This is a genomic window from Salmonella sp. SA15303, from assembly GCF_029962125.1.
In the GTDB taxonomy this organism is placed as follows: Bacteria; Pseudomonadota; Gammaproteobacteria; order Enterobacterales; family Enterobacteriaceae; genus Salmonella; species Salmonella enterica.
This window is the reverse complement of the sequence record NZ_CP123924.1, coordinates 598,048-615,861: the sequence shown is the minus strand read 5'-3', so window position 1 is coordinate 615,861 and position 17,814 is coordinate 598,048. Positions and strand designations below refer to the sequence as shown.

Annotated in this window: 21 protein-coding genes; 16 read left to right on the top strand and 5 right to left on the bottom strand. The window is 52.4% G+C overall.

Annotated elements, in window-relative coordinates; all coding sequences use genetic code 11:
- Positions 1-192 precede the first annotated feature (192 nt).
- From QEN31_RS02960 to QEN31_RS02915, 10 genes are all read left to right on the top strand, one after another.
- The gene (locus tag QEN31_RS02960) at positions 193-1,047 is read left to right on the top strand and encodes a tagatose bisphosphate family class II aldolase (RefSeq protein WP_000469985.1); all 855 of its coding nucleotides are present in this window, start codon (positions 193-195) and stop codon (positions 1,045-1,047) included.
- Between the two features lie 10 nt (positions 1,048-1,057).
- The gene (gene pfkB / locus QEN31_RS02955; RefSeq protein WP_001520582.1) at positions 1,058-1,972 is read left to right on the top strand and encodes a 1-phosphofructokinase; all 915 of its coding nucleotides are present in this window, start codon (positions 1,058-1,060) and stop codon (positions 1,970-1,972) included.
- A gap of 26 nt (positions 1,973-1,998) precedes the next feature.
- On the top strand, positions 1,999-3,426 hold the full coding sequence (locus tag QEN31_RS02950; protein ID WP_000719916.1) for a PTS fructose transporter subunit IIC: 1,428 nt from the start codon (positions 1,999-2,001) through the stop codon (positions 3,424-3,426).
- Entirely contained in the window at positions 3,413-4,219 is an 807-nt protein-coding gene (locus QEN31_RS02945) for an HPr family phosphocarrier protein (protein WP_001175242.1), read from the top strand. Before QEN31_RS02950 ends, QEN31_RS02945 begins: the two co-directional genes overlap by 14 nt.
- A gap of 197 nt (positions 4,220-4,416) precedes the next feature.
- Entirely contained in the window at positions 4,417-5,688 is a 1,272-nt protein-coding gene (gene gatZ / locus QEN31_RS02940) for a tagatose-bisphosphate aldolase subunit GatZ (protein WP_000658628.1), read from the top strand.
- 14 nt (positions 5,689-5,702) lie between these two features.
- The gene (gene gatA, locus QEN31_RS02935) at positions 5,703-6,167 is read left to right on the top strand and encodes a PTS galactitol transporter subunit IIA (RefSeq protein ID WP_000080445.1); all 465 of its coding nucleotides are present in this window, start codon (positions 5,703-5,705) and stop codon (positions 6,165-6,167) included.
- A gap of 30 nt (positions 6,168-6,197) precedes the next feature.
- The gene (gene gatB, locus QEN31_RS02930) at positions 6,198-6,482 is read left to right on the top strand and encodes a PTS galactitol transporter subunit IIB (protein ID WP_000824294.1); all 285 of its coding nucleotides are present in this window, start codon (positions 6,198-6,200) and stop codon (positions 6,480-6,482) included.
- Positions 6,483-6,485: 3 nt separating this feature from the next.
- The gene (locus QEN31_RS02925) at positions 6,486-7,859 is read left to right on the top strand and encodes a galactitol-specific PTS transporter subunit IIC (RefSeq protein ID WP_000490601.1); all 1,374 of its coding nucleotides are present in this window, start codon (positions 6,486-6,488) and stop codon (positions 7,857-7,859) included.
- 43 nt (positions 7,860-7,902) lie between these two features.
- Positions 7,903-8,946: a galactitol-1-phosphate 5-dehydrogenase gene (gatD, locus tag QEN31_RS02920; protein WP_000844174.1), complete on the top strand. Its 1,044-nt coding sequence runs from the start codon at positions 7,903-7,905 to the stop codon at positions 8,944-8,946.
- Between the two features lie 110 nt (positions 8,947-9,056).
- Positions 9,057-9,830 (top strand): DeoR/GlpR family DNA-binding transcription regulator, encoded by a 774-nt coding sequence (locus QEN31_RS02915; protein ID WP_001083896.1) that lies wholly within the window; start codon positions 9,057-9,059, stop codon positions 9,828-9,830.
- 157 nt (positions 9,831-9,987) lie between these two features.
- Here QEN31_RS02915 and rsmI read toward each other — a convergent pair whose 3' ends face one another.
- On the bottom strand, positions 9,988-10,851 hold the full coding sequence (rsmI, locus tag QEN31_RS02910; RefSeq protein ID WP_000812288.1) for a 16S rRNA (cytidine(1402)-2'-O)-methyltransferase: 864 nt from the start codon (positions 10,849-10,851) through the stop codon (positions 9,988-9,990).
- Positions 10,852-10,914: 63 nt separating this feature from the next.
- Here rsmI and QEN31_RS02905 point away from each other — a divergent pair, with 63 nt between their 5' ends.
- From QEN31_RS02905 to dolP, 4 genes are read left to right on the top strand one after another with little or no spacing between them, the layout of a single operon-like run.
- A complete protein-coding gene (locus tag QEN31_RS02905; RefSeq protein ID WP_000249229.1) occupies positions 10,915-12,957 on the top strand; it encodes a penicillin-binding protein activator in 2,043 nt (680 codons plus the stop codon).
- A complete protein-coding gene (locus QEN31_RS02900) occupies positions 12,915-13,310 on the top strand; it encodes a YraN family protein (RefSeq protein WP_000057285.1) in 396 nt (131 codons plus the stop codon). Before QEN31_RS02905 ends, QEN31_RS02900 begins: the two co-directional genes overlap by 43 nt.
- A 21-nt stretch (positions 13,311-13,331) precedes the next feature.
- Complete coding sequence (diaA, locus tag QEN31_RS02895; RefSeq protein WP_000893481.1) at positions 13,332-13,922, top strand: DnaA initiator-associating protein DiaA; 591 nt, start codon at positions 13,332-13,334, stop codon at positions 13,920-13,922.
- A gap of 9 nt (positions 13,923-13,931) precedes the next feature.
- Positions 13,932-14,507, top strand: coding sequence for a division/outer membrane stress-associated lipid-binding lipoprotein (dolP, locus tag QEN31_RS02890; protein WP_000643280.1), 576 nt, complete (start codon positions 13,932-13,934; stop codon positions 14,505-14,507).
- 66 nt (positions 14,508-14,573) lie between these two features.
- Here the strand turns inward: dolP and QEN31_RS02885 are convergent, their stop codons facing one another.
- On the bottom strand, positions 14,574-15,209 hold the full coding sequence (locus QEN31_RS02885; protein WP_001521094.1) for an NAD(P)H-binding protein: 636 nt from the start codon (positions 15,207-15,209) through the stop codon (positions 14,574-14,576).
- Between the two features lie 130 nt (positions 15,210-15,339).
- On the opposite strand from QEN31_RS02885, the gene yhbO reads away from it, so the two are divergent.
- Positions 15,340-15,858: a protein/nucleic acid deglycase gene (yhbO, locus tag QEN31_RS02880; RefSeq protein ID WP_000037599.1), complete on the top strand. Its 519-nt coding sequence runs from the start codon at positions 15,340-15,342 to the stop codon at positions 15,856-15,858.
- Here the strand turns inward: yhbO and QEN31_RS02875 are convergent.
- Positions 15,838-16,281, bottom strand: a complete 444-nt coding sequence (locus QEN31_RS02875; protein WP_000380404.1) for a YhbP family protein — start codon at positions 16,279-16,281, stop codon at positions 15,838-15,840. The genes yhbO and QEN31_RS02875 overlap by 21 nt on opposite strands.
- A 37-nt stretch (positions 16,282-16,318) precedes the next feature.
- Here QEN31_RS02875 and QEN31_RS02870 point away from each other — a divergent pair, with 37 nt between their 5' ends.
- Positions 16,319-16,636 (top strand): GIY-YIG nuclease family protein, encoded by a 318-nt coding sequence (locus QEN31_RS02870; RefSeq protein WP_000928379.1) that lies wholly within the window; start codon positions 16,319-16,321, stop codon positions 16,634-16,636.
- On the opposite strand, the gene QEN31_RS02865 is transcribed toward QEN31_RS02870, so the two are convergent.
- Together QEN31_RS02865 and ubiT are read right to left on the bottom strand one after the other, a co-directional pair.
- Positions 16,623-17,126: a GNAT family N-acetyltransferase gene (locus tag QEN31_RS02865; protein ID WP_000908562.1), complete on the bottom strand. Its 504-nt coding sequence runs from the start codon at positions 17,124-17,126 to the stop codon at positions 16,623-16,625. The two genes, QEN31_RS02870 and QEN31_RS02865, sit on opposite strands and share 14 nt — an antisense overlap.
- A complete protein-coding gene (gene ubiT, locus QEN31_RS02860; RefSeq protein ID WP_000884721.1) occupies positions 17,120-17,644 on the bottom strand; it encodes a ubiquinone anaerobic biosynthesis accessory factor UbiT in 525 nt (174 codons plus the stop codon). The genes QEN31_RS02865 and ubiT overlap by 7 nt, the downstream gene beginning before the upstream one ends.
- Positions 17,645-17,814 lie beyond the last annotated feature (170 nt).

Below are 17,814 nucleotides of genomic sequence, written 5' to 3'. Positions count from 1 at the left end.
AGAATTTTCATATCTTCCATTTACTTACAAAACAAAATTTAAATCCACACTTTTTCTTTCATTTAAGAAAAATTATCCTGCTTTTGTGTTGATGATCACAATCATGTGTGGCAATGATCGTTACATTACTTTCAAAACGAAGGTTATTTTTATTTTAAACTTTAATTTCGAAAGTTATAAACGGAGACCACTATGTTCATTATTTCCAGTAAAAATATGCTCCAGAAGGCCCAGCATGCAGGCTATGCCGTGCCAGCCTTTAACATCCATAACCTGGAAACCTTGCAGGTGGTGGTAGAAACCGCCGCAGAAATGCGCTCACCGCTGATCGTTGCCGGAACACCAGGCACGTTTAGCTATGCCGGAATGGGTAACATTGTGGCGATCGCGGGCGATCTGGCTCGTGAATACAATCTGCCACTGGCCATTCATCTGGATCATCATGAATCGTTAGCCGATATTGAAAGCAAAGTTATGGCAGGGATCCGTTCAGTCATGATCGATGGTTCCCACTTTCCCTTTGAAGAGAATGTGGCGCTGGTGAAAAGCGTGGTCGATTTTTGCCATCGCTACGACACCAGCGTGGAGGCAGAACTGGGCCGCCTTGGTGGGATCGAAGATGATTTAGTGGTAGACAGCAAAGATGCCCTTTACACCAATCCACAGCAAGCACGTGAGTTTGTGGCGCGCACCGGCATTGATTCGCTGGCGGTTGCTATCGGCACGGCACACGGCATGTATGCCGCTGAACCTAAACTTGATTTTGAGCGACTGGCAGAAATACGCGCTCTGGTGGATATCCCTCTGGTATTGCATGGGGCATCTGGTTTGCCGGAAAGCGATATTCGCCAGGCCATCAGCCTTGGGGTATGCAAAGTCAATGTTGCCACCGAACTGAAAATCGCCTTCTCCGACGCCTTAAAAGAGTATTTCCTACAAAACCCGAAAGCCAATGATCCCCGCCACTATATGCAACCAGCAAAACAGGCGATGAAAGAGGTGGTACGCAAAGTAATTCATGTTTGCGGCTGTGAAGGGCAACTGTGAGGAATCGCCTGTGATCTACACGCTAACACTTAATAGCGCGATTGATATGAATATATTTAGCGATCCTTTACAGCCAAATATTGTCAATCGCACTCACCACACCGAGTTTTGCCCAAATGGTAAAGGGGTAAATGTTGCGCTGGTTCTGGATCACTTTCAAATACCTGCGCATATATTAGGCATTTTTGGTGGTTTCACCGGGCATTATATTGTAGAAAGCCTGCGTACCCGAAAAATGCCAGTCACACCAGCATGGGTAGAAGAACCCACGCGGATTAATATTTTCATTCATGACGGTAAGCAGGAATATAAACTGGTCAACCCTGGCTCATATATTCCAGATGAATGTAAACAACAAATTATCACGATTATTTCGCAACTGCCCGATGCAGACTATCTGGTGATAAGCGGCAGCCTGCCACAAGGTATTGAAAGCCGCTTTTACGCAGAAATCATGCATATTTGTCAGCAAAAAAATATCGGCGTAATTTTAGATATTAGTCATCCGTCATTACGTCAGTTACTGGAGTTCAAACCGTTATTAATTAAACCAAATGATGAAGAGGTTAAAGCAATATTCGGTTTAACTGTCTCTGACGACAATGATGCGAAAAATACTCTAACCACTTTACATGCACTTGGTGCACAAAATGTTCTGCTAACCCTTGGCGCTAAAGGAATGTATTTCTCCAATGGGATTGATTACTGGTTTTGTAGCGCGCCAACGGTTGATTTGGTGAGCTCCGCCTGTGCAGGCGATGCTGCACTGGCCGCCTTTCTCAGCCAGTGGTTATCTACAGGAGAAGTGGAATATGCCTTATCTCTTGCCAGTGCAACAGGAGCTGATGTCGCAAGTTCTGCCGGACTAGGCCAACTTGCGGCAATAGAAACCTTACTTTCGCAAATCCACGTCAGAAAGCTGTAGGTTAAATTACAATATAAGGTCTGCTTATGAAAAAGATCATTGCAGTGACCGGCTGCCCTACCGGTATTGCGCATACATTTATGGCTGAAGAAGCCTTAAAAAATGCCGCGAAAAAATTATCTGTTGAAATAAAAGTTGAAACCAATGGTGCCAGTGGCGTTGAAAATGCTATTCAACCTGCTGATCTGGTAGATATTGCCGGAGTCATTATTGCGGCGGATAAAGATGTCTTACCTGATCGCTTTAATGGTTTACCGGTTATTGAAGTACCGGTAAAAGAAGCAATCCATCATCCTGCGGAGCTGATTAACAAAGTTATTAATGGTGAAGCCCCAATACGTAAAGGCGAATCAACCACCAGCACGGAAATTATCGAAAAAGAATCACTGGGGCGACAAATTTATAAGCACCTGATGAGTGGTGTTTCAAATATGCTACCTTTTGTAGTTGCCGGAGGCATATTAATTGCGGTGTCGTTTTTATGGGGGATTTATTCCGCTGATCCTAATTCAGCTGAATACAATGCAACCGCCGCAATGCTAATGAAAATCGGTCAGCAAGCCTTTTCGATTATGGTTCCGGTCTTTACCGCTTATATTGCATTCTCTATTTCTGGCAGACCAGGGATGGTGGCTGGATTTGTCGGCGGCTTACTGGCAAATGCTACCGGCGCAGGATTTCTTGGTGGGATAATTGCCGGATTCGCCGCCGGTTACCTGATGTTATGGGTAAAGAATCGACTCGAAGGCTTACCGCGTCAGTATGAAGGCCTGAAATCGATTTTTATTATGCCGCTCATTGGCGTACTGGTTATTGGCGTGTTGATGTCGCTGCTTGGGCAACCTGTCGCAGCTATCAATAATAGCATGATGAACTGGCTGGCATCGCTACAGGAAGCGAATCCAATATTGCTGGGTATTGTGGTGGGTGCAATGTGCTCCTTTGACTTTGGCGGCCCGGTAAACAAAGCCGCTTATGTCACCGGCACGCTTTTACTGGGCCAAGGCAACTTCTACTTTATGGCTGGTGTGTCTGCCGCATGTATTACTCCACCACTGGTAATTGCTCTGGCGACCACCTTCTTTCCAAAAGGTTTTAGCGAGGAAGAACGTGCCGCAGGCATGGTTAACTATATCCTCGGTTGTACACACATCACTGAAGGCGCGATTCCTTTCGCAGCGAAAGATCCTTTGCGTGTCATCCCGATGATGATGATTGCTTCCAGCATTTCCGCAGTACTTAGCTACAGCTTGCGTATTCAGGTTCCGGCTCCTCACGGCGGCTTCTTAATTTTACCTTTGGTGAGTCAGCCGCTGGCCTGGGTGTTATGTATCCTTGCGGGCTCTGCATGTGGTGCGGTGATGCTTGGCCTATGGAGATTGTGGGCTGTGCGCAAAAATTCAGTCAACACAACTCCTGTAGCAAAGGCTGGAGGTCAGAATGCAGCTCTGTGAACACGATATTTTTATCAGCGATGAGCGCCTCGATAAAGTCACCGCTCTGCACCGTGTGGTGGAAAAGTTATCTGCGGCTGGCAATACCACGACTGACTATTTACGCGGCATGTTGGATCGCGAAGCACAGATTTCCACTTATCTGGGAAATGGAATCGCGATCCCACACGGTACGCCAGAGTCTCGCGATGCGGTATTACAAACCGGTGTAAAGGTAATCGTTTTTCGCCACGGCGTTGACTGGGGTGACGGCAATACCGCGTATCTGGTCACCGGAATTGCCGCGCGCTCCAATGAACATCTTGAGATTTTGCGCCAACTGACTCGCGTGCTCAGCGATGACGCTATTCTGCAAGCACTGGCTAAAGCCGAATCCCCCAGTCAGGTTTTAGCGCTACTGACTGGATCGACGACCAATACGCCAGCAGCCGTGGAGTTGCAGGAGGGTGAGCAGGCAACGTTTGTCATCCATAATCCGCATGGTTTACATGCCAGACCCAGTGCGGTACTGGTGAAGTTTATCAAACAGTTTCAAAGCCACATTACGGTAGAAAATCTGGATAACGCCTCCGGCCCGGTGGACGGGAAAAACCTGATGCGAGTGGTGTCGCTCGGCGCGAAAAAGGGGCATCGCTTGTTGTTCCGGGCGCAGGGCGAAGATGCACAGCAGGCACTACGTGAAATCGGGGAGCTTATCGCCTCTGGTGCAGGCGAGATGATCACCGTTCCCGTTACCCCACCACCAGAAGTCATGCAGCCAAAGCGCAGTTGGCTATCTCGATTGTTTAATTAGCCTTCATTTGTTCCTCCGTGCCCGCTCCGGCGGGTACGGTTTTTCATGACAAAGTGAAGTTACAGACATTACACACCATTTCGTTACCTTACATTTCCTTTCGCAACTTTCATTTATCAGATCAAAATCACAAAACAACATTACGAAAGCCTATAAATTCTTTCGAAGAAGAAAAACGAAAGAACTCGGAGATAAAAGTGAAAGAAATAATTGCTCGTCATAAAGCAGGAGAACATCTGGGCATCTGTTCAGTTTGTTCTGCTCATCCCCTGGTTATCGAATCAGCTCTGCTTTTCGATCTCAATACTGACAACAAGGTATTGATTGAAGCCACATCCAATCAGGTGAATCAGTTTGGCGGTTATACCGGAATGAAACCGGCTGATTTTCGTGATTTTGTTTATGGCATTGCTCAGGAAGTGGGATTTCCACGTGAGCGGTTGATTCTTGGTGGCGATCATTTAGGGCCTAACTGCTGGCAGAACGAACCGGCAGCGGCGGCAATGGAAAAGTCGGTTGAGTTAATAAAAGCGTATGTCGCCGCTGGTTTTAGCAAAATTCACCTGGACGCGTCAATGTCCTGCGCTGACGACCCGACACCGTTGGATCCGATGGTCGTTGCACGCCGTGCCGCCGTGCTTTGTAAAGCAGCAGAAGGGACCGCAAACGAAGAACAAAAATGCCATCTGACTTATGTCATCGGCACGGAAGTGCCCGTTCCTGGCGGTGAAGCCAGTACCATCGGCAGCGTTCATGTCACCCGCGAAGTCGATGCTGCACGTACGCTGGAAACTCACCAAATCGCGTTTCGTGAATCAGGTCTGGAAGAAGCACTGTCACGCGTGATCGCCATTGTGGTACAGCCGGGCGTTGAATTTGATCATACCCAGATTATTCATTATCAGCCGCAGGCGGCACAGGCGCTCTCCGCATGGATAAAAGAAACGCCGATGGTCTATGAAGCGCATTCGACTGATTATCAGACGCGGCAGGCCTACCGTGCGCTGGTACGCGATCATTACGCCATTCTGAAGGTCGGCCCGGCGCTCACTTTCGCGCTGCGCGAAGCCATTTTCGCACTTGCGCAAATGGAAAACGAGCTGATCTCCCCGGAACAACGTAGTCGGGTACTGGAGGTCATTGATGAAGTTATGCTAAACGAACCGGGCTACTGGAAAAAATACTACCGTCCAACCTGGAGCCAGGCGATGGTCGACATCCACTTTAGTTTGTCTGACCGTATTCGCTATTACTGGCCGCACCCGCGTATTCGTCAAAGCGTAGAGAAGTTAATCGCCAATCTGAACAACGTCACATTGCCGCTGGGATTAATTAGCCAGTTTATGCCCGTACAGTTTGAACGCCTGTCTGAGGGCGTGCTCACCCCTACGCCGCATAACCTGATTATTGACAAAATTCAGGATGTTCTGCGCGCTTATCGCTTCGGTTGCACGCCGGATGTCGCCTGAATAATGGAGAATTTATGAGCCAACTATTTGTCCGAACCGGAATCACATTCGACTCGAGCCAACAGGCGCTGGCGCACATTGGCAAAGAGATGCTGGCGAAAGGCGTGGTACATGATAGTTATCCGCAGGCGCTGGTGGAACGTGAAGCGTCTTTTCCTACCGGCATTGCGCTGGAGCGTCACGCCGTCGCTATCCCTCATTGCGAGGCCGTTCATGCGAAATCACCCGCTATCTATCTGATTCGTCCAGATAAGCCGGTCATGTTTCAACAGGCGGATGATGACGAAGAGATTGCCGTTTCGTTAATCATCGCCTTAATCGTTGAAAACCCGGCGGCACAGCTAAAACTTCTGCGCCGCCTGTTTAGTGAGCTACAGAACCCAAGCACCCTCGATGCCCTGTTAAGCGCGCCGGATGCCGAACTGGCGATACGCTTTCAGGAAACCATCCTTGAGCCTGAGCAGTGCGTCCAGGTTTGATAATAAATTGATAATAATGAGGAATACCCTATGAAACGTAAAGTAATTGTGGCCTGTGGCGGTGCGGTTGCAACCTCAACGATGGCTGCGGAAGAAATTAAAGAGCTGTGTGATGCCAACCATATTGAGCTCGACTTAGTGCAATGCCGGGTCACCGAAATCGAAACCTATATGGACGGCGCCGATCTTATCTGTACCACTGCCAGGGTCGATCGCGCCTTTGGCAATATTCCCGTCGTTCACGGTATGCCTTTTGTTTCCGGCGTGGGTATTGAAGCATTACAGCAAAAAATTCTGTCCATTCTCATGGGGTAACGTATGTTTAGCGAAATAATGCGTTATATCCTCGACTTAGGCCCAACGGTGATGCTGCCTCTGGTGATCATCGTGTTCTCTAAACTGCTGGGAATGAAGCTTGGGGATTGTTTTAAATCGGGTTTGCATATTGGTATCGGCTTCGTGGGTATTGGTCTGGTCATCGGCCTGATGCTGGATTCTATCGGCCCCGCGGCGAAAGCCATGGCGGAACATTTCCAAATCAATCTCCACGTTATTGACGTCGGCTGGCCGGGTTCATCGCCCATGACCTGGGCGTCACAAATCGCGCTGGTCGCGATCCCTGTCGCCATCGGGGTTAACGTCCTGATGCTAGTGACCCGCATGACCCGCGTGGTGAATGTCGATATCTGGAATATCTGGCACATGACCTTCACGGGCGCCATGCTGCATCTGGCGACCGGTTCATACTGGCTGGGGATTCTGGGCGTTGTGGTTCATGCCGCCTTTGTCTACAAACTGGGGGACTGGTTTGCCAAAGATACCCGCGACTATTTTGGCCTCGAGGGGATTGCTATCCCACACGGCTCATCCGCGTACCTGGGCCCCGTGGCGGTGCTCGTTGATACCATTATCGAGAAAATTCCGGGTCTCAATCGTATTCACTTTAGCGCAGACGATGTCCAGAAACGCTTCGGACCGTTTGGCGAGCCGGTGACTGTCGGCTTCGTGATGGGGCTGGTGATTGGTGTACTGGCAGGCTACGACGCCAAAGCCGTTCTGCAACTGGCGGTCAAAACCGCAGCGGTGATGCTGCTTATGCCACGCGTCATTAAACCTATTATGGATGGCCTAACGCCTATCGCGAAACATGCGCGTAAACGTCTACAGGCTAAATTTGGCGGGCAGGAGTTCCTGATAGGCCTTGATCCAGCGCTACTGCTCGGTCATACCTCTGTTGTCTCCGCGAGCCTGATATTCATTCCGCTGACCATCCTGATTGCCGTCTTAGTACCGGGGAACCAGGTGCTGCCGTTCGGCGACCTCGCCACCATCGGTTTCTTTATTGCGATGGCGGTCGCGGTACACCAGGGCAACCTGTTCCGCACGCTGATTTCAGGTGTCATTATTATGGGTATCACCCTGTGGATAGCCACCCAGACGATTGGCCTGCATACCCAACTGGCTGCCAATGCCGGAGCGCTAAAAGCTGGCGGACAAGTCGCCTCGCTGGATCAGGGCGGTTCCCCCATCACCTGGCTGCTGATTCAACTTTTTACCTGGCAGAATATCGTCGGCTTCGCCGTCATTGCCATTATCTATCTGGCCGGCGTACTGCTGACCTGGCGTCGCGCCCGACAGTTTGTCGCGGCTGAGAAAGCCACGGCGCTACAGCAAAGTCAAATCGCCTCTTAATTTTAGGGGAGCAATCGCTCCCCTCACCTTCCTGGAGAATGTTATGAAATCAGTGGTTATTCACGCTGAGGGAGACGTGCGCGTTGAAGAACGTCCCTTACCACAACTGCAAGCCGAGGACGATGTGTTGGTCAAGGTCGTTAGCTCAGGGCTTTGCGGGTCGGATATCCCGCGTATTTTCGCGCAGGGCGCCCATTATTATCCTATTACGTTAGGTCATGAATTCAGCGGCTACGTTGAATCCTACGGCACAGGCGTAACGGATATGCAGCCCGGCGATGCCGTCGCTTGTGTCCCGCTTCTTCCCTGCTTTCACTGTCCGCAATGCGAACGCGGTTACTTTTCTTTATGCAAACAGTATCAGTTTGTAGGATCGCGCAGCGAAGGCGGTAATGCGGAATATGTGGTGGTCAAACGGGCCAATCTTTTCCGCTTGCCTTCTGATATGCCGATTGAAGATGGCGCGTTTATCGAACCGATTACCGTGGGCTTACACGCCTTTCATCTGGCGCAGGGCTGCGAGGGGAAAAACGTAATTATCGTCGGTGCCGGGACAATTGGCCTGCTGGCCTTACAGTGCGCGCGGGAACTGGGCGCGCGAAGCGTAACGGCGATTGATATCAATCCGCAGAAACTGGAACTGGCGAAAGCGCTCGGCGCAACGCATACCTGTAATAGCCGGGAAATGACCGCCGACGACATCCAGACCGCGTTGTCCGACATTCAGTTTGATCAACTGGTTCTCGAAACGGCAGGAACTCCCCAGACCGTCTCGCTGGCTATCGATATCGCCGGGCCGCGCGCGCAACTGGCGCTGGTGGGGACGTTACATCACGATCTCACCCTGACAACGCGTACATTCGGGCTAATTTTGCGTAAAGAGCTCACGCTCCTCGGCAGTTGGATGAACTACTCCGCGCCATGGCCAGGAGAAGAATGGGAAACCGCAGCGCGCCTGTTGGCTGAAAAACGTCTTCAACTGACCCCTCTCATTGCCCATCGCGGCGATGCGGAAAGCTTTGCAGAAGCAGTCAAAGCGCTTAATGGCGCGCCCATGCAGGGCAAAATTTTACTTCAACTTTCCTGATGGTACGAGCCAGCAACCTGCACTGGCTCACATTTCCTTTCGAAATTTAGCGTTCACCTTTCGCAATCCTTCGTTTAAACTAGTTACAGTTAATTATCAGGCAAATCAATATGAACTCATTTGAGCGAAGAAATAAAATTGTCGACCTGATTAATACGCAAGGCAGCGTGCTGGTGATGGACCTTTCAAATACCTTTGGTATTTCTGAAGTGACTATCCGTGCTGACCTGCGTCTGCTGGAAGAGAAAGGCCTTGTCACCCGTTTTCATGGCGGCGCGGCAAAACCGGGAAGTCATCTGGCGGAAGGCGACAATCAGGAAGTCATTCTGGAAGATCGGTATCAACTCGCCAGCGATCCGAAAAAGCGGATTGCCCAGGCGGCTGCGGCAATGGTTGAAGAAGGAATGACCATCATTCTGGATAGCGGGAGCACAACATTACTGATTGCGGAAGCGCTCGCGCGAAAAAGCAATATTACGGTGATCACTAACAGCTTGCCTGCCGCTTTTACGCTATCAGAAAATAAAGATCTCACGCTGGTGGTCTGCGGCGGTACGGTACGGCATAAAACCCACTCAATGCACGGCACGATTGCGGAACGATCGCTACACGGCATCAGCGCCGATTTAATGTTTGTCGGGGCGGATGGCATTGATGCGACAAACGGTATTACCACGTTTAACGAAGGTTATTCCATTAGCGGCGTCATGGCGGCGGCGGCACACAAAGTTATCGCGGTACTGGACGCGACCAAATTTAACCGTCGCGGCTTTAACCAGGTATTGCCGATGGACAAGATCGACTGTGTGATAACCGATGACACCATCAGCAAACAGGATAAAGCGGCATTAGCGAAAACAGGCGTGGAATTAATGATCGTCTAAAAAGGAGTCGGTTATGCGTTGCTGATCGCGAGAGTAAGCCCGAAGGAAAGGTCCGGCCCGCTATCACCGCCCAATGCCCCCATCAATTTACCCACATCAATCACCTGATTGAGTATTAACACGATGGCGATAAAAGGCGGTTCCCGGGCGCTCGCTTTTATTCTTCCTGCTGCTCCAGCGCATACTTATACAGCGCATTTTTCTTCACGCCGTGAATTTCTGCTGCCAGCGCCGCCGCTTTTTTCAGCGGCAGTTCTGCCTGTAGCAGCGCCAGCGTGCGCAGCGCGTCGGCGGGCAGGTCGTCTTCTTGCGCTTTATGGCCTTCGACAATCAGCACCATTTCGCCTTTGCGACGGTTTTCATCTTCTTTGACCCACGCCAGCAGCTCGCCGACCGGCGCGCCGTGAATGGTTTCCCAGGTTTTGGTCAGCTCACGCGCCAGCACCACATAACGGGATTCTCCCAATACCGCGACGATATCTTCCAGGCTATCTAACAGGCGGTGGGTTGACTCATAAAAAATCAGCGTTCGCGGTTCCGTTTCAATGGCTTTTAGCGCATCACGGCGGCCTTTGGATTTCGCCGGTAAAAAGCCTTCATAGCAGAAACGGTCGGATGGCAGGCCAGCGGCGCTCAGGGCGGCAATCGCCGCACACGGCCCCGGTAGCGGCACCACGCGAATCCCCGCTTCGCGACAAGTACGCACCAGGTGGTAGCCCGGATCGTTAATCAGCGGCGTACCGGCGTCGGAAACCAGCGCAATGTTCTGCCCTTCTTTTAGCTTCGCGACCAGCGTTTCCGCTTTTTGTTGTTCGTTATGGTCGTGCAGCGCGAACAACCGGGCATTAATCCCAAAATGTTGCAGCAATAAACCGGTGTGACGAGTATCTTCGGCGGCAATCAGATCTACAGCCTGTAACACCTCCAACGCACGCTGGGTAATATCCGCCAGATTACCGATAGGAGTAGGTACAATAAAGAGTTGGCCCTGAGAATTATCCGCCGATTCGTTTTGTTTCATTGTGTCGTCCGTATTGCCGATTTAATATTGAGCATTGCGTAAAAAAATATCACTGGATACAGTATGGTACCCTCAACATTTTCTCGTTTGAACGCCGCACGCGCGCTGCCTGTCGTCCTGGCTGCGCTACTTTTCGCCGGGTGCGGCACCCAGGCGCCAGATCAAAGCGCAGCCTATATGCAGGGTTCAGCGCAAGCTGACTCCGCCTTTTACCTGCATCAGATGCAGCAAAGCGCAGATGATAGCAAGACCAACTGGCAATTACTCGCCATTCATGCACTGCTGAAAGAAGGAAAAAGCCAGCAGGCCGTCGACCTGTTCAACCAACTCCCGCAAAATCTGAACGATACCCAGCGTCGCGAACAGTCTTTATTAGCGGTAGAAATCAAACTGGCGCAAAAAGATGTCGCAGGCGCGCAGGCCTTGCTGGATAAACTAAAACCCGCCGACTTTGCGCCAAATCAACAAGCGCGTTACTGGCAGGCGCAGATCGTTGCCAGCCAGGGACGCCCGTCGCTTACCCTGTTGCGGGCGTTAATCGCCCAGGAACCGCTACTGGCGGCGAAAGATAAACAAAAAAATATCGACGCCACCTGGCAGGCGCTCTCCGCCATGACGCCGGATCAGGCCAGGACGTTAGTTATCAACGCTGATGAAAATGTGCTTCAGGGCTGGCTGGATCTGCAACGCGTCTGGTTTGACAACCGCAACGATCCAGACATGCTGAAAGCTGGGATCGCCGACTGGCAAAAACGCTACCCGCAAAATCCGGGGGCGAAAATGCTGCCGACGCAGCTCGTCAATGTACAACGTTTCAAACCGGCTTCCACCAGCAAAATCGCTCTGCTGCTGCCGCTGAACGGTCAGGCTGCCGTGTTTGGCCGTACCATCCAGCAAGGTTTCGAAGCCGCGAAAAACCTCGGCACCCAGGCGGTGGAGATGCAGCCTGCCGCCGCTCCTGACGCGCCGGTCGAACCTGGCGTGGAGGAGACGCAACCACAAATGACCAACGGCGTCGCCAGTCCGTCGCAGGCCTCGGTGAGCGATCTGACTGATGACGCTCCAGCCCAGTCCGCTACGCCAGTCAGCGCGCCACAAACTCCCCCTGCTACAGCAAGCGCGCCGGCGGATCCCTCCGCTGAATTAAAAATCTACGATACCTCTTCCCAGCCGTTGGATCAGGTGCTTGCTCAGGTTCAGCAAGACGGCGCCAGTATCGTGGTCGGGCCGCTGTTGAAAAACAATGTGGAAGCGCTGATGAAAAGCAACACGCCGCTCAACGTGCTGGCGCTCAACCAGCCGGAAACGGTACGTAGCTTCCCTAATATCTGCTATTTCGCGCTCTCTCCAGAAGATGAAGCCCGTGACGCGGCGCATCATATTTATGACCAGGGCAAGCAGTCGCCGCTGCTGTTGATTCCACGCAGCGCGCTTGGCGATCGCGTGGCGAACGCCTTCACCCAGGAGTGGCAAAAACTGGGCGGCGGCATCGTGTTACAGCAAAAATTCGGCTCCGTAGCCGAGCTGAAAATGGGCGTGAACGGCGGCGCGGGTATCGCGTTGACTGGCAGTCCAGTCGCCGCCAGCGTGCCTGCGCAGCCTGGCGTCACCATTGGCGGTCTGACCATCCCTGCGCCGCCGACCGACGCGCAAATCACCGGCGGCGGACGCGTAGACGCGGTCTATATTCTGGCTACGCCGGAAGAGATTGGCTTTATCAAACCGATGATCGCCATGCGTAACGGCACCCAGAGCGGCGCGACGCTGTATGCCAGCTCTCGCAGCGCGCAAGGCACCTCCGGCCCCGACTTCCGTCTGGAAATGGAGGGTTTACAATACAGTGAAATTCCTATGCTGGCAGGCGGCAATATGCCGTTGATGCAGCAGGCGCTGAGCGCTGTACATAACGACTATTCTCTGGCGCGGATGTACGCCATGGGCGTGGATGCCTGGACGCTGGCGAACCACTTTTCGCAGATGCGTCAGGTGCAGGGGTTTGAGATCAATGGCAATACCGGCGCATTAACCGCCAGCCCGGATTGTGTGATTAACAGGAAGTTATCATGGCTCAAATACCAGCAAGGGGAGATTGTTCCCGCCAGCTAACGCGTAAACAGGCTGGCGACGCGTGGGAAGCTGCCGCGCGTCGCTGGCTGGAAAGCAAAGGACTGCGGTTTATCGCCGCCAACGTGCGCGAGCGCGGCGGCGAAATCGATCTGATCATGCGCGACGGAAAAACGACGGTTTTTGTTGAGGTCCGCTATCGGCGCTCCGGGCTTTATGGCGGCGCGGCGGCTAGTGTGACCCGCAGCAAGCAACACAAATTATTACATACTGCCCGCTTGTGGCTCGCCCGCCAGAATGGGAGTTTTGATACTGTGGATTGTCGGTTCGATGTGTTAGCCTTCACCGGAAATGAGATTGAGTGGTTTCGGGATGCGTTTAACGACCACTCATAATTGAAGATTTTAAGGATTAGCGTGCTCGAAAGAATCAAAGTTTGCTTTACAGAAAGCATTCAAACTCAAATTGCTGCGGCGGAAGCGCTTCCGGATGCCATTTCCCGCGCCGCCATGACGCTGGTTCATTCCCTGCTTAACGGCAACAAAATCCTCTGTTGTGGAAACGGGACGTCCGCGGCCAACGCACAGCATTTTGCTGCCAGCATGATTAACCGCTTTGAAACGGAGCGACCCAGTTTACCCGCCATTGCACTAAATACCGATAATGTGGTCTTAACTGCGATCGCTAACGATCGCTTGCACGATGAAGTTTATGCAAAACAAGTCCGGGCGCTGGGACATGCAGGCGATGTTTTATTGGCGATCTCTACGCGTGGTAATAGTCGCGATATCGTAAAAGCCGTTGAAGCAGCCGTCACACGTGACATGACCATTGTGGCGCTAACCGGGTATGACGGGGGTGAGCTGGCCGGACTATTAGGGCCGCAGGATGTCGAAATTCGTATCCCTTCACACCACAGCGCGCGCATTCAGGAAATGCATATGCTGACGGTAAACTGCCTGTGCGATTTGATCGATAACACGCTTTTTCCTCACCAGGATGATTAAGGAGTACACATGAAGGCATTTTCGCCGCTCGCAGTCCTTATTTCTGCGTTGCTATTGCAAGGTTGCGTCGCCGCCGCGGTAGTGGGTACGGCAGCCGTCGGCACCAAAGCCGCAACCGACCCGCGTAGCGTGGGCACCCAGGTGGATGACGGAACGCTGGAACTGCGTGTCAGCAGCGCGCTGTCGAAAGATGAGCAAATCAAAAAAGAGACGCGCATCAATGTCACGGCTTATCAGGGCAAAGTTTTGTTAGTGGGCCAGTCGCCAAACAGCGAACTCTCCGCACGCGCTAAACAGATAGCGATGGGCGTTGAAGGCACCACCGAGGTCTATAACGAGATTCGCCAGGGTCAGCCTATCGGCCTGGGGACCGCCTCTAACGATACCTGGATCACCACGAAAGTTCGCTCACAGCTACTGACCAGCGATCAGGTAAAATCGTCAAACGTGAAAGTCACCACCGAGAATGGCGAAGTGTTCCTGCTGGGCCTGGTGACTGAACGTGAAGGTAAAGCGGCAGCAGACATCGCCAGCCGGGTGAGCGGCGTGAAACGCGTGACCACCGCCTTTACGTATATTAAGTAACCGGTGTGCCGGGTGGCGATAAGAATGTGTAAACCGCGTCGCCATCCGGTAAATCATCCGGCTTCGCTACTCCGCTTTTTCCCGCAGTTGCGATGAGGTCAGAATCGTCACGCCTTCTTGTGCTGGCGCCAGCGCTTCCGCCAGCATGGCCCGCGCCACATCCCGCGCATCGATCGATTTCCAGTTTCCTGGCAACAGCCGGAATAGCGGAGCGAAAAGCGTTTCATTCACCCGCCGCGTTGTTCTGTCGCCGAGCAGCATAGAAGGTCGGGCAATCGTCAAACGAGGCCAATTTTGCGCGATTAACGCCTCCTCCATTTCTCCTTTCACCCGATTGTAGAAAAACGGAGAGTGCGCGTTTGCTCCCATTGCGCTGACCACCACCATGTGCTGCGCACCCAGTCGACGTCCGGTCAGCGCAGTATCAACCACCAGCGTATAATCCGCATGAATAAACGCCGCTTTACTTCCCGCTTCACGCCGGGTCGTGCCCAGGCAGCAAAAAACAATATCTACCGGGTCGGTCACCTGAGCTAACGCATCGGTAAGCTGCGGATCGTGAGGGTTATAAACGCCGACAATATCCGTCAGCGGGCGACGCGTCGGCGCGGCGATAGCGCTCACCTGCGGCGTGTTGATTAACATTCTCAGCAGATGTCCGCCGACCAGTCCGGTCGCGCCGGTAATCAGTACCTGACTCATCCTCGCTCCTTTACAGATTTGTCCACCTTGCACTCTCGGCCCTATCGACCAGGCTTAATAGTCTACGAGGTAAGTATCCATCATTGTGGAAAATTTGCCTTACCCGACGCCACCACTGCGGAGGAAACGCATGAGTAAGAAAATTGCCGTTTTGATTACCGATGAATTTGAAGATTCAGAATTTACCTCGCCGGCAGCAGAATTCCGTCAGGCCGGCCATGAGGTCATCACCATCGAAAAAGAGGCGGGTAAAACGGTGAAAGGAAAAAAAGGCGAGGCCAGCGTCACCATTGATAAGGCTATTGATGACGTTCGTCCCGACGAGTTCGACGCCTTGCTATTGCCGGGAGGTCATTCGCCGGACTACCTGCGCGGCGACAGCCGTTTCGTGGATTTTACCCGCGATTTCGTTAACAGCGGTAAACCGGTTTTTGCCATTTGCCACGGCCCGCAGTTGTTGATCAGCGCCGATGTCATTCGTGGCCGCAAACTCACGGCGGTGAAACCGATTATTATCGATGTGAAGAACGCGGGCGCGGAATTTTACGATCAGGAAGTCGTCGTCGATAAAGATCAGCTGGTGACCAGCCGCACGCCTGACGACCTGCCGGCATTTAACCGCGAGGCGCTACGCCTGCTGGGCGCGTGAGTCACGTAACCAGTGCAGTTTTTTACCAAACCCCAGCGTGTTGTCGGTGAATTTAATTTCATCCAGCCGGATTTCCCATACCGGCGCTGGCAGCACCCTGGCGACCGGGAAGCGACGAAGGTAAGCTTTACGCGCGGCGTCGCTCTCCTGCCCCTCCAGACGGCGAATTTCCCCTTTAAACTGCACGCCGCGAATGCGCGCCACCGTTTTCGGCTGCCCATTGACCGTTCCCGCAACTGGCGCGCACGCGCCGGACATTTGCGCATGGCGGGTTTTATCATCCGTTAACAGATACAGTGCGACGTTTTGCGCATCGAACAAATAAAACGCATTGGCGCACCACAGCTCTCCCTCATGGTGTACGCACCAGGTCACCACGTGTTGTTTCGCCAGCCAACGGCCAATAGCGGTAAGTGTGTCCATCTTTATTCTCGCTTATACTGGGAACCTGAAAATTATCATGCTGATGGCGACAATGACCCCCTGGTATCTGTATCTGATTCGTACTGCAGACAATGCGCTTTACACCGGAATAACCACCGATGTGGCGCGTCGTTACAGGCAGCATCAAACGGGAAAAGGCGCAAAAGCATTACGGGGAAAAGGCGAGTTAACGCTGGCGTTTGCGGCGCAGGTCGGCGATCGCTCGCTGGCCCTGCGCATAGAGTATCGCATCAAACAGCTCACAAAGCGCCAGAAAGAGCGCCTTGTGACGGAACGCGAAGCGTTTGAGGCGCTGCTGTCCAGCCTGCAAACGCCGGTGCTTAAAAACGATTGAAGTGGTCGTGATACTCCACCAGCCCCGTCACGCCCTCCAGCGCATCCTCAGCCAAACGGTGTACCTGGAAAGCGCTTTCCGTACCGGGCCAACGGCAGTGAAGATCGTAATGTGCGGCCAGTTCAAAACCGAAGCGGCTATATAACGCCGGATCGCCCAGCGTCACGACCGCCGCGTAGCCGAACTCGTTGAGCGAATCCAGCCCTTCATACACTAACTGGCGCGCCAGCCCTTGCCCGCGATACTTTTCATCGACCGCCAGCGGCGCCATGCCGACCCACTGTAAATCTTCGCCCTGCACATCAACCGGGCTAAAGGCGACATAGCCCACCACCTGACCTTCATCATCCGTGGCCACCAGTCCGAGCGTCAGAAAACCATCTTCACGCAAATCGTGAACCAGCTTCGCTTCCGCATCGCTTTCGAATGAACGGCGTAACAGCGCATCAATACCAGGCGCATCAATAGGAATTTCTACTCGAATTAGCATGGTTCACCTACCGAGGTCTGTTTGGTTTCCGGCGAGTTTTTCATTCCCGCCTCAACAAAATCCGCCAGTTGCAGCAGCATAACGCGTAACGCTTTCGGCATCTGCTCCAGTTCGATGGCGTCCATCAGATTCTTCACATACAACCCTAACTCAGTATCGCCTTCAATGACCAGTCGACGCTGGAAAAAGAGCGTATCCGGATCCTGTTTACGGGCGGCGATCATTAGCAGATCGCTGGCGTCGGCGCTAAAACTGACGTCAGCATCCGCCTGCTGGCTAACGATCAGCTTTTCATTTTCAACCGTGGTATACCATTTTAAGTCGATGTCACGAACATGAATGCTTAACCAACGACCTTCGAGGAATTCCAGCTCTCCATCGGCCAGCGCCTGACGAAACTGCCAGCTCAGAACCTGTTCCAGAACCTGGCGCTTTAGCGCAAAGGGCGTCAGTTTAACCGGTACACTCATCAGAGACGGGCCAGCATGGACTAAGCGTGAACGCAGTTTATCTAACACGAGCTTTACTCCCTGTTTCAATAGTCCTGTTATTTTGCCATATCCAATAAATCACATGGCGGCGTAAATCAACAATTGGGTCTGATTTTCTACCCCATTATTGGTGTTACCAATACGCCTTTAACTGCCTTAAATCAAAAATTGTCGCAGCAAGGTTAACTAAAATCCCT

Excerpts from the sequence above, each read along its gene's own strand:
- QEN31_RS02875 (WP_000380404.1), bottom strand. The coding sequence starts at position 16,281 with ATGGACACACTTACCGCTATTGGCCGTTGGCTGGCGAAACAACACGTG.
- QEN31_RS02945 (WP_001175242.1), top strand. The coding sequence starts at position 3,413 with ATGCAGCTCTGTGAACACGATATTTTTATCAGCGATGAGCGCCTCGAT.
- QEN31_RS02915 (WP_001083896.1), top strand. The coding sequence starts at position 9,057 with ATGAACTCATTTGAGCGAAGAAATAAAATTGTCGACCTGATTAATACG.
- gatD (WP_000844174.1), top strand. The coding sequence starts at position 7,903 with ATGAAATCAGTGGTTATTCACGCTGAGGGAGACGTGCGCGTTGAAGAA.
- yhbO (WP_000037599.1), top strand. The coding sequence starts at position 15,340 with ATGAGTAAGAAAATTGCCGTTTTGATTACCGATGAATTTGAAGATTCA.
- QEN31_RS02950 (WP_000719916.1), top strand. The coding sequence starts at position 1,999 with ATGAAAAAGATCATTGCAGTGACCGGCTGCCCTACCGGTATTGCGCAT.
- QEN31_RS02960 (WP_000469985.1), top strand. The coding sequence starts at position 193 with ATGTTCATTATTTCCAGTAAAAATATGCTCCAGAAGGCCCAGCATGCA.
- QEN31_RS02885 (WP_001521094.1), bottom strand. The coding sequence starts at position 15,209 with ATGAGTCAGGTACTGATTACCGGCGCGACCGGACTGGTCGGCGGACAT.
- QEN31_RS02865 (WP_000908562.1), bottom strand. The coding sequence starts at position 17,126 with ATGCTAATTCGAGTAGAAATTCCTATTGATGCGCCTGGTATTGATGCG.
- dolP (WP_000643280.1), top strand. The coding sequence starts at position 13,932 with ATGAAGGCATTTTCGCCGCTCGCAGTCCTTATTTCTGCGTTGCTATTG.
- QEN31_RS02900 (WP_000057285.1), top strand. The coding sequence starts at position 12,915 with ATGGCTCAAATACCAGCAAGGGGAGATTGTTCCCGCCAGCTAACGCGT.
- QEN31_RS02870 (WP_000928379.1), top strand. The coding sequence starts at position 16,319 with ATGCTGATGGCGACAATGACCCCCTGGTATCTGTATCTGATTCGTACT.
- gatB (WP_000824294.1), top strand. The coding sequence starts at position 6,198 with ATGAAACGTAAAGTAATTGTGGCCTGTGGCGGTGCGGTTGCAACCTCA.
- rsmI (WP_000812288.1), bottom strand. The coding sequence starts at position 10,851 with ATGAAACAAAACGAATCGGCGGATAATTCTCAGGGCCAACTCTTTATT.
- QEN31_RS02905 (WP_000249229.1), top strand. The coding sequence starts at position 10,915 with ATGGTACCCTCAACATTTTCTCGTTTGAACGCCGCACGCGCGCTGCCT.
- QEN31_RS02925 (WP_000490601.1), top strand. The coding sequence starts at position 6,486 with ATGTTTAGCGAAATAATGCGTTATATCCTCGACTTAGGCCCAACGGTG.
- gatA (WP_000080445.1), top strand. The coding sequence starts at position 5,703 with ATGAGCCAACTATTTGTCCGAACCGGAATCACATTCGACTCGAGCCAA.